The following is a 13618-nucleotide window of genomic DNA, read 5'->3' on the forward strand; positions in this document are numbered from 1 at the left end:
AAATCGTTGGATTTTTGGTCCGAGTGGCGAGAATCGAACTCACGGCCTCTTGAACCCCATTCAAGCGCGCTACCAAAACTGCGCTACACCCGGATATCGTCCTCTGCCTCCCTACCGAAGCATCGGCGACAAGAAATATTATACTCAGATGCAGTGGTTTTGTCAACCGCTTTTTTGAATTTTTTCGTGTTTTTTGAAGAAAAGTCTGATTTATACGCACATACGCCGTTTTATTTGCCCTGCTCCGCCTGCAGCTGCTTATCTTTTTCCAGCAGCGGTTTCAGGTACTGGCCGGTAAAGCTGCCGGGCACCTCGGCCACCTGCTCAGGGGTGCCCTCGGCCACGATCTCACCGCCGGCGCTGCCGCCCTCGGGGCCGAGATCAATGATGTGGTCGGCACACTTGATGAGATCCAGGTTGTGCTCGATGACGATGACGGTGTTGCCCGCGTCCACCAGCTTCTGCAGCACCTCGATCAGTCGGTGCACATCTGCGATGTGCAGGCCGGTGGTGGGCTCGTCGAGGATATACACCGTCTTGCCGGTGCTGCGGCGGGCCAGCTCATTGGCCAGCTTCACACGCTGGGCTTCGCCACCGGAAAGGGTGGTGGCGCTCTGCCCCAAGGTGACGTAGCCAAGACCCACGTCCAGCAGCGTTTGCAGCTTGCGGGCGATCTTGGGCTGGTTGGCAAAGAACACCACCGCTTCCTCCACGGTCATGTTCAGCACATCCGCAATGGTCTTTTCCTTATACTTTACTTCCAGCGTTTCCCGGTTGTAGCGCGCGCCCTTGCACACCTCGCAGGGCACATATACATCCGGCAAAAAGTGCATCTCGATCTGCAGAATGCCGTTGCCCTCGCAGGCTTCGCAGCGACCGCCCTTGACGTTGAAACTGAACCGCCCCGGGCCGTAGCCGCGCATCTTGGCGTCCTGCGTCTGGGAAAATACGGTGCGGATATCGTTGAACACGCCGGTGTAGGTGGCGGGGTTGGAGCGTGGGGTGCGGCCGATGGGCTGCTGGTCGATGCCGATGACCTTATCCACGAACTCCAGCCCCTCTACCCCATCGCACTTGCCGGCGCGGGAGCGGGCACCGTTCAGTTCGCTGGCCAGCGTTTTGTACAGGATCTCGTTGATGAGGCTGGACTTGCCCGAACCGGAAATGCCGGTGACGCAGATGAACTCCCCCAGCGGGAAGCTGACATCGATATTGCGCAGGTTGTTTTCCCGTGCGCCCTTTACGGTCAGGCAGTGACCGTTGCCGGTGCGGCGGGTCTGGGGCACTGCAATGCGCTTGCGGCCGGAGAGATAGTCGCCGGTAATGCTGCGCTTGGCCTTGCAGATATCCTTTACGCTGCCTGCGGCCACGATCTCGCCGCCGTGCACGCCGGCACCCGGGCCCACGTCCACGATATAATCTGCGCTGCGCATGGTGTCCTCATCGTGCTCCACCACAATGACCGTATTGCCAAGGTCGCGCAGATTTTTGAGCGTAGCAATCAGCTTGTCGTTGTCGCGCTGGTGCAGGCCGATGCTGGGCTCATCCAGCACATACAGCACACCGGAAAGGGCGCTGCCGATCTGGGTGGTCAGGCGGATGCGCTGGCTCTCACCGCCGGACAGCGTGCCCGCCGACCGGGCCAGCGTGAGGTAATCCAGACCCACGCTCTGCAAAAACTGCAGGCGGTTCTTGATCTCCTTCATGATCTGGCCGCCGATCTGGCGCTGCTTTTCGGTCAGATTCGGCTCATTTTCCTTGATGAACGCCAGCTCATCCCGGATGGACATCTCGCAGAAGTCGCTGATGTTCTTATCGCCGATGGTCACGGCCAGCACCACCGGTTTCAGACGCTTGCCGTGGCAGTCCGGGCACTCCACACCGGACATGAAGCTGCCGATCTCCTCTTTCATCCACTCGCTGTTGGTCTCGCGGAAGCGGCGCTCCAGATTCTCCACGATGCCCTCAAACGTGTTGTAGTATACACCGCTGCCGAACTCGTTGGTGCGGTGCATCTCGATCTTCTCGCCATTGGTGCCGTAGAGCAGGGCGTTGACGGCTTCGGTGCTCATATCTTTGATGGGCGTATCCAGCGTGAAACCGTACTTTTTCCCAAGGCCTAGGTAGTACATCTCGCTCACAGAGCCTTCTGCATAATACCAGCCGCTGGCCTTGATGGCACCCTCGCGGATGGACAGGTTCCGGTTGGGCAGGATGCGCTCCTCATCCACTCGCATGAAGGTGCCAAGGCCGGTGCACTTTTCGCAGGCACCCAGCGGATTATTAAAGGAGAACAGCCGAGGTGACAGGTCGCTGATGGAGATGCCGTGTTCCGGGCAGGCAAAGTTCTGGCTGAAGGTCATGCACTCGCCGCCGATGACATCCACCTCAGCGATGCCGCCGGTGAGGGCCAGCGCCGTCTCCAGCGAATCCGCCAGACGGCCCCGGATGCCCTTGCGCAGGGCAAGGCGGTCCACGACGATCTCCACCGTGTGCTTGATGTTCTTTTCCAGTTTAATCTCCTCGTCGAGATCGTACATGTTGCCGTCAATTTTCACACGGGCATAGCCGCCGCGGCGGGCGGCATCCAGCTCCTTCTGCTGGGTGCCCTTGCGCTGGCGCACCACCGGGGCCAGCACCTGAAACTTCGTGCCTTCGTCCAGTTTCAGCACTGCATCCACCATCTCGTCCACGGTCTGCTGGCTGATGACCCGCCCGCACACCGGGCAGTGGGGCACGCCCACGCGGGCATACAGCAGGCGCAGGTAATCGTAGATCTCGGTCACGGTGCCCACGGTGGAGCGGGGGTTGTGACTGGTGGTCTTCTGGTCGATGGAGATGGCCGGTGAAAGGCCTGTGATCTCGTCCACATCGGGCTTGTCCATGCGGCCCAAGAACATACGGGCATAGCTGGACAGGCTCTCCACATAGCGGCGCTGACCGTCGGCGTAGATGGTGTCGAAAGCAAGGCTCGACTTGCCCGAACCGGAAAGGCCGGTCATGACGATCAGCTTTTCCCGCGGGAGGGTCAGGCTGACATTTTTCAGGTTGTGCTCGCGGGCACCTTTGATGACGATCTTATCGTTTGCCAAGGTATTTTCTCCCTTTTCGTTGTGTCTGTGAATGGTTCTGTTTGCGCTCCGTCTCGGCGGCAGAGTCCACGGTGGGGTTCTCGCCCCGGCGCAAGCGGTCGATCTGATCACGCAGGAAGGCCGCGTGCTCGAACTCCAACAGCTTTGCCGCTTCCTTCATCTCGCGGGTCAGGCGCTCAATGGCGGCTTCCCGCTCCAGTTTGCCCATGCGGCGGGTGTTGAGCTTGGCGTTCTCAGCCTTATCGCTGATCTCGATGCTGTCCGCAATGGCTTTAACGATGGTCTTGGGCACGATGCCGTGCTCCTGATTGTAGGCCATCTGAATGGCGCGGCGGCGCTCGGTCTCGGTGATGGCGCGGTCCATGCTGTCGGTGACCACGTCCGCATACATGATAACAAGGCCCTCGGCGTTGCGGGCAGCGCGGCCAATGGTCTGGATGAGGCTGGTCTCGCTGCGCAGGAAACCTTCTTTATCGGCGTCCAGAATGGCCACAAGGCTCACTTCGGGCAGGTCGAGGCCTTCACGCAGAAGGTTGATGCCCACCACTACGTCGATGGAGCCCAGACGCAGGTCCTTGATGATCTCCATGCGCTCAAAGGTGTCCACCTCGTGGTGCATATACTTGACCTTGATGCCCTGCTCGGTGAGATAATCGGTCAGGTCCTCGGCCATCTTTTTGGTCAGAGTGGTCACCAGAACGCGCTCGTGCCGCTCGATGCGGGTGTTGATCTCGCCCAACAGGTCCACCACCTGCCCTTCCACCGGGCGCACCGAAATGAGCGGGTCCAGCAGACCGGTGGGCCGGATGACCTGCTGGGCCACCTGGGTACTGTTCTGGCGCTCATAGTCGCCGGGGGTAGCCGAGACGAAGATCATCTGGTTGAGCTTGGACTCCACTTCCTCAAACTTCAGCGGGCGGTTGTCGAACGCCGACGGCAGACGGAAGCCGTACTCCACCAGCGTCTTTTTGCGGGCGTAGTCGCCGCCGTACATGGCGCGCACCTGCGGCAGAGTGACGTGGCTCTCGTCCACGAACAGCAGGAAATCGTCCGGGAAATAATCCAGCAGGGTGGTCGGCATACTGCCCGGCGCGCGGCCGGAGAGCACCGCCGAATAGTTCTCGATGCCCTTGCACATGCCCACCTCGTTGAGCATCTCGATGTCGTAATTGGTGCGCTGGGCGATGCGCTGAGCCTCGATGAGCTTGCCCTCGGCGGTGAACTGCTTCACCTGCGCATCACACTCGGCGCGGATCTTTTCCAGCGCTGCGGCCTTTTTCTCGGCGCTGACAATATAGTGGCTGGCCGGGAAGATGGCCACATGCTTCACCACGTTCTGCTTCGCGCCGGTAAGCGGATTGAACTCGGTGATGCGGTCGATCTCGTCCCCGAAGAACTCCACCCGGATGGCAAGCTCGCTCATATAGGCAAGGTAAATGTCCACGATATCGCCGTGCACCCGGAACTTATTGCGTACAAAATTCACGTCGTTGCGCTCATACTGCAGTGTCACCAGCTTCTGGCACAGCTCGTCCCGCTCCATCTGCATCCCGGGCCGCAGGCTGATGACCATGCTGCGGTAGTCGATAGGGTCACCCAGCGAGTAGATGCAGGATACCGACGCCACAATGATGACATCCCGCCGCTCGGAAAGGGCCGCCGTGGCCGAGTGGCGCAGGCGGTCGATCTCGTCGTTGATGGCACTGTCCTTTTCAATATAGGTGTCGGTGCTGGGAATATAGGCTTCCGGCTGGTAGTAGTCGTAGTAGCTGACGAAGTACTCCACCGCGTTGTTCGGGAAGAAGGACCGGAACTCGGTGCACAGCTGGGCCGCCAGTGTTTTGTTATGCGCCAGCACCAGTGTGGGCCGGTTGCACTGGGCAATGACGTTGGCCATGGTGAAGGTCTTGCCGCTGCCGGTGACGCCAAGCAGAGTCTGGCAGCGGTCCCCCCGCTCTACGCCCTTTACCAGTGTTTCAATGGCCTGCGGCTGGTCGCCGGTGGGCTGGTAAGAGGATACCAGTTCAAATTTTTCGTCTGCCATCTTCCCTCTCCTCTCCGGCCCTCGCGCAAAGAACCACAATCAGTTGTATTTCACGCTATGATTATAGCACAGCAGTTTTATAATGTAAACAGTTTTTTGTTGTCCGACCCGTCAGGGCCAGAACAGCGTGCCGGTCTTGAAATCGAAGATGGGCAGGCGGTTCGCATCCCGCATGGAGAAATACTCGGTATCTGTCAGGATGAAGTGGTCCAGCAGATGAATTTTCACCAGGCCCAGCGCCCGGGCGATGCTGCCGGTGGCGTCCATGTCTTCCATGGAGGGCAGCGCCACGCCGTTGGGGTGGTTGTGGCAGAGCACCACAGCATCGGTTCCGCCTTTGATGGCCGCCGCTACCACATCCTTGATGTCCAGGCTCACCCGGTCGGAGGTGCCTTCCCGCAGCCAGACGGCGGCACGCACCCGCCTGCGGCTGTCCAGACTGACCAGCATGGCGCGCTCGTAGTCCGACCAGGCGAACTTTGCCATCAGGTAGCTGCCCATCTGCTCGGTGGTCTTGATGCAGCGGGTGGTGCTGGTGCGGCTGCGGCCATAGTAGCGGCAGATCTGCGGCAGCAGATGCAGCATCCGGGCACTGGCCGGGCCCACACCCTCCACGGTGCACAGTTCTTCCTCGCTGGCCTCCAGCACGGCGGCAAAATCGCCGAAGCGGTCGATCAGGTCGTGGGCGATGCCGTTGGTGTCCTTCTGCGCATTGGTCAGGTAGAGGATGTACTCCAGCGCTTCGTGCTCAGCCAGGCTGTCCAGCCCGTAGTTCTGCACCCGCTCCCGCATCCGCTGGCGGTGGCCCTTGTGCCGTTTTTGTTCTGCCATGACGGTTCTCCTTTTCTGGTTCGTTCCTTATAATAGTACCCATTTTGCCGCCAGAACTCAAGGCTTGCGGGAAAATATATTTTTGCGCGTTGACTTGCAGCAGATGCTGTATTACTATAAAAGTACACTTTATAGATTGAGGAACACTTATGAAACAATATACCGCAACCGCCAACGACGACGGTGTCCGCCTCTCACGCTTTGTGCAGAGCGTGACCCGCGACTTTCCCACCAGCCTGCTGTACAAAAGCTTCCGCAATAAGCGGGTGAAGGTAAACGGCAAAAAAGCTGCGCCGGAGTACCGCCTGCAGACAGGCGACCTTATTGAGCTGTACATCAACGACGAGTTCTTCCCGCCCGAGGGCGCAAAGCCCGCCGTGCCGAAAGCCGCCCCGAAGAAAAAGCAGAATCAGCCCAAGGTCACCGTCATTTATGAGGATGAAAACATCGCTGTGCTGTATAAACCCACCCACCTTTTGTGCCACAGCGACCGCACCGGTGACGCGAACCTTGTGGATGCCTTCACCCAGTATCTGGCCGAAAAGGGCGAGTATGACCCCCACGGCGAGAACCGCTTCAAGCCTGGCGTCTGCAACCGGCTGGACCGCGGCACCGAAGGTCTTGTCATTGCCGCCAAGAGCTACGCCGCCCTGCGGGACATGAACGAGATCATCCGCACCGACCTGCTCAAGAAGGAATACTACACCATCACGGTGGGCATTCCGCAGAGCGGGCGGTTCACCGCGTGGTGGGAGCACGACGAGAAAAACAACAAGGTGAGCATCCACGCCCACCAGTCGCAGGACGAGCGCCGCAAACAGATCATCACCGATGTGGACGTGCTGCGCACCGCCGGGCCCTTTGCGCTGTGCAAGATCGGGCTCATCACCGGCCGCACCCATCAAATTCGTGCCCATCTGGCCTACCTGGGCCGTCCGGTGCTGGGCGACATCAAGTACGGCAACCGCAAGATGAACGAGCGCACCGGTACCAAAACGCAGGCCCTGTGCGCCGTGCGCATCAGCTTCCTCGATATCCCGGAGGAAAACACCCTGCATTACCTCTCCGGCAAAGTCATCAAGCTGAAGGACCCGCAGATCGTGAAGCAGTTTGATGCGCTGGACAAAAACAAGACTGAACCTGCCAAAGGAGAATAATACCATGGAACTGAACGCCTACTTCAAAAGCATCATCGAGCAGGACCGTGAGCATGTGGTCATCTGCGACCTGAACCACACCATCCTTTATATGAACCCCTCGGCCATCCGGGACTACGCCAAATACGGCGGCGCTTCCCTGCTGGGCCGCAGCCTGATGAACTGCCACAACCCGCAGTCTGTGGCCGCCATCCAGAAGGTGGTGGACTGGTTTGCCGCCGACAAGAGCCACAACCTCATCTTTACCCACTACGATGAAAAGCATGACCGGGACGTCTACATGGTGGCTCTGCGGGACGACGACGGTACCCTCATCGGCTACTACGAGAAGCACGAGTCCCGCACGCGGGAGACCATGAAGCGGTACGATATGGAGTAAGATTTCATGCAGAAGATCGACCTTTCCACCTGGCCCCGGGCAGAGCTGTTCCGGTTCTTTTCCGGGGTGTCGCAGCCGTTTTACAGCGTCACCTTCCGGGTGGACGTGACGAACCTCCACGCCTACGCGAAGGCCCACGGCATCTCCTTCTATTATGCCCTCGGATATCTGGTGACCGACGCCGTGAATGCCGTGGAGAACTTCCGCTATACCATCCGGGCGGGTGAAGTGTGGCTGCTGGATGAACGCATCCCCAGCCTGACCGACCGGAAACTCAGCAGCGAGCAGTTCCACATCGTCACCCTGCCGAAGACCGGCACGCTGGACGAATTCTGCCGGGCGGCCAAAGCCAAAAGTGACGCGCAGAAAACCTTTCTGGACCAGAGCGGTGAGCCGGATGACCTCATCTACATTTCCTGCACCCCGTGGTTCGACCTGACCGGCTGCACCAACGAGCGGGATTTTGATAAGGACGACAACATCCCCCGCATCACCTGGGGCAAATATGTCCCGGAAAATGGCCGCGAAACACTGGGCATGAGCCTTGAGGTGAACCACCGGTTCATTGATGGGTACCACCTGGGGCTGTTTTACAAACATCTGCAAGCGAATATTGATGCATTATAAACAAAAAATCTGCCGCACATTGTACGGCAGATTTTTTTGTTATGTGTTACTTTTTATCCTGTTCCTGCGCTTCCTGGGATCCCTGATTTTTGCGCAGCTCTTTGATGCGCTTTTTCTCGCTCTGGACGTGGGGCCAGGGCCAGGTGAAGCCCTCGTTGGCTTTGCACCAGCGGGTGAGCGGGTAGAACGCAAAGGCCAGGCCGAAGATGTAGAGCAGCGCATACAACAGGGCATCCAGCGTGACAAGGGCATCCAGCGCGCCGATCACCGCTACCACGCAGCCCGCCTTTAGAAAGAACAGGCCATTCTGGCGGCAGTATTCCTCAAAGTGTTCGGCCTTGACGGCACGGCGGCCCTGATCGCCCCAGACACGGGGATTTTTCATGACCGAGTAGCCGTAAAAGACCATCATCAGGCCAAGGGTGAGCTGAAAGCCAAAAAACATCGGTGGTACCTCGTGTGTTGTCGGTTAATCCTCAAAGAACGGCTTCATGAAAGGCAGGAAGTCCAGCGTTGCAAAATAGTCACGCGGGGTCTCGGCACGGCGGATCAGGCGATGGCTGCCGTCCTCGCACAGCAGCACTTCGGCGCTGCGCAGCTTGCCGTTGTAGTTGTAGCCCATGGCAGAACCGTGTGCACCGGTGTCGTGGATATAGACGATATCGCCGATGTCGATCTTCGGCAGCATGCGGTCGATGGCAAACTTGTCGTTGTTCTCGCACAGACCGCCCACCACATCGTACATGTGGTCGCAGGGGGCATTCTCCTTGCCCAGCACGGTGATGTGATGGTAAGCGCCGTACATAGCCGGGCGCATCAGGTTGGCCGCGCAGGCGTCCAGACCGATGTACTCCTTATAAATGTGCTTCTCGTGGATGGCAGTGGCCACCAGTGCGCCGTAGGGGCCGGTGGTGAAGCGGCCCATCTCGGTGAAGATGGCCACATCGCCCATGCCTGCGGGGACGAGGATCTCCTCAAATTTCTTGCGCACACCCTCACCGATGGCCATGATGTCGTTCTCGGTCTGCTCGGGGCGGTACGGGATGCCCACGCCGCCAGACAGGTTGATGTAGCCGATGTGCACACCGGTGGCCTTCTGCACACGGACAGCCATCTGGAACAGGATACCGGCCAGCTCGGGATAGTATTCGTCGGAGATGGTGTTGGAAGCCAGGAAGGCATGGATACCAAAGTTCTTGGCGCCCTTGGCCGCCAGCTTCTTATAGCTCTCGATCATCTGCTCCTCGGTCATGCCGTACTTGGCATCACCGGGCTTGTCCATGACCTGGAAGCCCTCCTCGCTCTCGCCCAGGCTGAAGGTGCCGCCCGGGTTATAGCGGCAGAAGATATTCTCGGGCACACCGGCCACACGCTCCAGGAATTCCACCATGGTGGCGTCATCCAAGTTGATGTAAGCGCCCAGCTCATAGGCCTTCTTCATATCCTCCACAGGGGTCTGGTTGGAGGAGAACATGATGTCGCTGCCGGTGAAGCCGCAGGCCTCGCTGAGCATGAGCTCGGTCAGGGACGAGCAATCCACGCCGCAGCCTTCTTCCTTGAGGATCTGCAGGATGACGGGGTTCGGCAGAGCCTTGACGGCAAAATACTCCTTGAAACCCTTGTTCCAGCTGAACGCCTTGTTGATGCGGCGAGCATTCTCGCGGATGCCTTTTTCGTCGTAAACATGGAAGGGCGTGGGCACATCCTCAATGATCGCCTGCGCCATTTCCTCGGTCAGAAACGGTTTCTTTTCCATAGTTACATCCCTCTCATTTTATATGCACGCGGCCCATTACCGCATTACAGCTTCAGATTCTGTCGTGTCGGCGTGAAGGTGGGGATCATCTTCGCCAGCTGCTGCACCACGCCTTCATCGTTGTGGGCAGCGGCGGCTTCCAGCGCCTGCAGCTGCTCGTAGAACTCGGCCAGGTCGATGGTGCGCGGACTTGCCACGAAGATCTTGTTGTGCTGGGTGCGGCGCATCTTGTCCTGCTCCTCATCCATCATCAGTTCTTCGTAGAGCTTCTCGCCCGGGCGCAGGCCCACGATCTTGATCTCCATGTTCACGTCCGGCTCATAGCCGTAAAAGCGGATGAGCTGCTTGGCCAGGTCCATGATCTTGACCGGCTCGCCCATGTCCAGCACATAGATGTTGCCGCTTTCGGCCAGGGCACCCGCCTGCAGCACCAGCTGGGCTGCCTCCGGGATGGTCATGAAGTAGCGCTCGATATTGGGGTCGGTCAGGGTGACGGGGCCGCCCTTTTTGATCTGGGCCTCAAACAGCGGGATAACGCTGCCATGGCTGCCCAGCACATTGCCGAAGCGCACGGCCACGCACTTCATGTCGGTGTTGCCCGCAAAGGTCTGGATGAGCATCTCGCAGATGCGCTTGGTGCAGCCCATGACGCTGGTTGGGTTGACAGCCTTATCCGTGGACAGCTGTACCAGCCGCTCCACGCCGTGCTCGCTGGCGCTCACCAGCAGGTTCTTGGTGCCCAGCACGTTGTTCTTCACGGCCTCGGCCGGGCTGACTTCCATCAGCGGCACATGCTTGTGGGCCGCCGCATGGAACACCACCGTGGGATGGTAGGTCTCAAAAACTTCGTCCAGACGCTTTTTGTCACGGATGGAACCGATGAGCACCGTCACCGGGATATCCCGGCCGTACTTCTGCTGCAGCTCCATGAGCAGCTCATAGGCGCAGTTCTCATAGATATCAAAAATGAGCAGCTTGCCGGGGTGGAAGCGCATCACCTGGCGGCACAGCTCACTGCCGATGGAACCGCCGCCGCCGGTCACCAGCACCGTCTTGCCGGTGAGGTAGCCGGAGATCTTGTCGGTATCCAGCGTCACCTCGTCGCGAGAGAGGAAGTCTGCCGGGTTCAGTTCCCGGAAGGCTCCCTGCTGCGGTGCACCGGTGCCCACCAGCTGCGGGTCGCTGAGCACCTGCACCGCACAGTGGGTGCTGACGCACAGGTCGATGACATGGTTCAGGCGGCTGCCCTTCAGGGTGGGGATGGCAATGATGATGCTGTGGATGCCGTAGCGCTTACACAGCTCCGGGATCTCCTCCAGCGTGCCCTTGACCGGCACGCCGTGAATGGTCTGGTTCCGCTTGGCGGGGTCATCGTCCACCGCCACCACCGCGTGGCCGTATTCCTTGTTGGATTTGCACACATTGATGGCCCAGGCACCGGCCTCGCCTGCACCCACGATCATCACGGGGCGGTTGGGGTCCTTGGCCGGGACCCTGCGCAGGCGTTCGCCCAGCGGGTGGTTCAAAAACAACCGCCACGCCAGACGGCTGCCGCCCACCAGCAGAAAGATGAGCACTGCCGCCATGCAGTTGGCGGAATTGAACAGCACGCCGTGGATGCACAGGCGGTTGACCGCATACACGATGCCGGTGGGCACCGCGATCATTCCCGCCAGACGGAGAAGATCGCGCTCGCCGGCGTACTTCCACAGCACCGAATACAGTCCGCCCGCCAGAAAGCAGGCCACATACACCGCCACGATCCAGGGCAGGTTCGCATACAGGATGGCACGGTTGTGGGGCCACCAGGCGGCCTCCACCGCACCATCGGCGCGCAGCAGCAGCGCAAAGTAGAAGCTGAACGCCACGATCAGCGCATCCAGCAGCACCAGCACCGCCCGGCGTGCCAGCACCTGCGGCGTGTTCTTGGTTTTCTCTTTCACGAAAAAGTCCTCTTTTTCCCTCAGCGCAGGCACACTTCCTGCGCCGCTATTTTTGCCGGACCCGGTCCGGCTGCAGGGAGACGATATGCTCCCACTCCTGTATTATACTCACAATTGCACACCGTGTCCAGAAATTTTACGTTTTTCCCGTCCGTGGAAAATGCTGCACAGCTCTTTGCCCAGCCCCAGCGGCCAGGCCGCCAGCAGAAACACGGCTGCCATGCCGCTGCCGCCTGCCGCAAGGACCGCCAGCTGAAGCGGCAGTTCGGCGGTCAGCGGGTCGGCAAGAACGGTCCGCAGGCCCACACCCGCCGCAGCCGCCAGCACCGCCGCCAGTGCCGGTGCCCCCAGCCAGCGGAAGAACGCGTGGGGCGTCCCGCTGGAAAACAGCAGCCGTCCGGTGTTGGCCGTGCAGGTGTACAGGCTGGAGAGCAGGATCACCGCCAGAAAGCCTTTCATGCCAAAGCGCGGCAGCAAAAGCACTACCCCCGCGATGCGCAGGATGGAGTCCCACACGCTGTAGCGGAAGGCCGCCTTCTGCTCCCCCACCCCCTTCATGGCCCCGTCCACCATGCTTTCCAGATACATCAGCGGCATGGCCGGGGCCAGCGTTTCCAGGTAAAACCCGGCGTCCGCGCTCTGGTACAGCAGCTGTGCTGCCGGACGGCCCCACACCCAGAACAGTGCCCCGGCCAGCGCGGAGAAGTAGCCGGTGAGCCGCAGCATCCGGTCCAGAAGCGCGTTGAGCCTTTTTGTCTGGCCCAGAATGTGCGCCTGGGTGATCTCCGGCATCAGCAGCACCGAAAGGCTGCCCAGCAGCCCGAAGGGAAAGGTCAGCAGCGGCAGGGCCATGCCTTTCAGCTCACCATACTGCTCCAGTGCCGCGCTGCGCCCGCCCGCCCCGGCCAGATAGACCGCAAGGCAGGCGGGCACCAGCATGTTCTCAGCCGTGTGCAGGGCGCTGGCCAGTGCCCTGCCGCCTTCCACCGGCCACAGGATGTCCCACAGGCGGCGGCCCGGGTCGGCAGGGCGGACGGCCTTCTGCCCGGCAAAGCAGCGCCGGGCTTCCTGCCGGTAAAACAGCAGCATCAACACGGAAGAAACCGCCTCGCTGGCTGCCGTGGAAGCCAGCACCAGCGTGCAGCGCAGCCCCACATCTGCCCCTGCCGTGCGGGTGAGGGCCAGCACCACCAGCGCAATGCGCACCGCCTGCTCGGCCAGCTGGCTGAGCACATTGGGCGTCACCCGCCGCCGGGCCAGAAAAAAGCCGCGCAGCACCGCCGACACCGCCATCCAGGGCATGCCCAGTGCCGAGGCCTGCAGTGCACCGGCGGCGCGTACATCACCCAGCCACCATTTTGCCGCAAGGCCAGCCGTGGCCAGCTGTGCCGCAGTTGCCGCAAACCCCAGCGCCAGCCCGGCCGCCAGCAAGCGTCGCAGCATCCCCCGGGCGCTGCCGCTGTGTTCCGGCGTGCTGAGCTCCTCCGCCATGAGCCGCGTTGCCGCCACCGACACACCCGCCGTGGCCAGCGTGACGAACAGCGAATACACCGCTAGAACCAGCTGATACAGGCCCATGCCCTCGCCGCCCAGCGCGTTTGCCAGCCAGATGCGCAGGCCGAGCCCTGCCAGCCGCAGCACCACATCCGCTCCGGTGAGCAGTGCCGCATTCTTCAAATAGCTCTGCCGCATGGCGCACCTCCTGCCCAGAATGTTCCGGTTCCAGCATATGAAACGGCCGCGTGGGATATGCTCTGCAAAAGCAAAGCGGCGCGGCGGGTTGTTTCCC

General features: G+C 60.5%; 10 protein-coding genes and 1 tRNA gene. 3 read left to right on the forward strand and 8 right to left on the reverse strand.

Annotated features, from left to right (window positions below; all coding sequences use genetic code 11):
* Positions 1-15: 15 nt before the first annotated feature.
* The 4 genes from CGS49_RS12610 to CGS49_RS12625 form a co-directional block, all read right to left on the reverse strand.
* Positions 16-93 (reverse strand) — tRNA-Pro (locus tag CGS49_RS12610).
* Positions 94-230: 137 nt separating this feature from the next.
* Positions 231-3092, reverse strand: a complete 2862-nt coding sequence (gene uvrA, locus CGS49_RS12615) for an excinuclease ABC subunit UvrA (protein ID WP_097802141.1) — start codon at positions 3090-3092, stop codon at positions 231-233.
* Positions 3079-5136: an excinuclease ABC subunit UvrB gene (uvrB, locus tag CGS49_RS12620; RefSeq protein ID WP_097802142.1), complete on the reverse strand. Its 2058-nt coding sequence runs from the start codon at positions 5134-5136 to the stop codon at positions 3079-3081. The genes uvrA and uvrB overlap by 14 nt, the downstream gene beginning before the upstream one ends.
* Before the next feature lie 111 nt (positions 5137-5247).
* Positions 5248-5967, reverse strand: a complete 720-nt coding sequence (locus CGS49_RS12625) for a JAB domain-containing protein (RefSeq protein WP_097802143.1) — start codon at positions 5965-5967, stop codon at positions 5248-5250.
* 149 nt (positions 5968-6116) lie between these two features.
* Here CGS49_RS12625 and CGS49_RS12630 point away from each other — a divergent pair, with 149 nt between their 5' ends.
* Genes CGS49_RS12630 through CGS49_RS12640 form a run of 3 tightly spaced genes read left to right on the forward strand, consistent with a single transcriptional unit; the run spans position 6117 to position 8130 of the window.
* Positions 6117-7124: an RluA family pseudouridine synthase gene (locus CGS49_RS12630; protein WP_097802144.1), complete on the forward strand. Its 1008-nt coding sequence runs from the start codon at positions 6117-6119 to the stop codon at positions 7122-7124.
* A 4-nt stretch (positions 7125-7128) separates the two neighbouring features.
* Positions 7129-7503, forward strand: a complete 375-nt coding sequence (locus CGS49_RS12635) for a PAS domain-containing protein (RefSeq protein WP_097802145.1) — start codon at positions 7129-7131, stop codon at positions 7501-7503.
* Positions 7504-7509: 6 nt separating this feature from the next.
* Positions 7510-8130 (forward strand): CatA-like O-acetyltransferase, encoded by a 621-nt coding sequence (locus CGS49_RS12640; RefSeq protein WP_097802146.1) that lies wholly within the window; start codon positions 7510-7512, stop codon positions 8128-8130.
* A 46-nt stretch (positions 8131-8176) separates the two neighbouring features.
* Here CGS49_RS12640 and CGS49_RS12645 read toward each other — a convergent pair whose 3' ends face one another.
* The 4 genes from CGS49_RS12645 to CGS49_RS12660 form a co-directional block, all read right to left on the reverse strand.
* Positions 8177-8575 carry a hypothetical protein gene (locus CGS49_RS12645; protein WP_097802147.1) on the reverse strand — a complete coding sequence of 133 codons (399 nt, stop codon included), beginning with the start codon at positions 8573-8575 and terminating at the stop codon, positions 8177-8179.
* A gap of 24 nt (positions 8576-8599) precedes the next feature.
* Positions 8600-9886 (reverse strand): diaminopimelate decarboxylase, encoded by a 1287-nt coding sequence (locus CGS49_RS12650; protein WP_097802148.1) that lies wholly within the window; start codon positions 9884-9886, stop codon positions 8600-8602.
* 44 nt (positions 9887-9930) lie between these two features.
* Complete coding sequence (locus CGS49_RS12655; protein WP_097802149.1) at positions 9931-11829, reverse strand: polysaccharide biosynthesis protein; 1899 nt, start codon at positions 11827-11829, stop codon at positions 9931-9933.
* A gap of 108 nt (positions 11830-11937) precedes the next feature.
* Positions 11938-13521, reverse strand: coding sequence for an oligosaccharide flippase family protein (locus CGS49_RS12660; RefSeq protein WP_097802150.1), 1584 nt, complete (start codon positions 13519-13521; stop codon positions 11938-11940).
* Between the last annotated feature and the right edge of the window lie 97 nt (positions 13522-13618).

Origin of the sequence: Faecalibacterium langellae (assembly GCF_002549775.1) — a bacterium.
In the GTDB taxonomy this organism is placed as follows: Bacteria; Bacillota; Clostridia; order Oscillospirales; family Ruminococcaceae; genus Faecalibacterium; species Faecalibacterium langellae.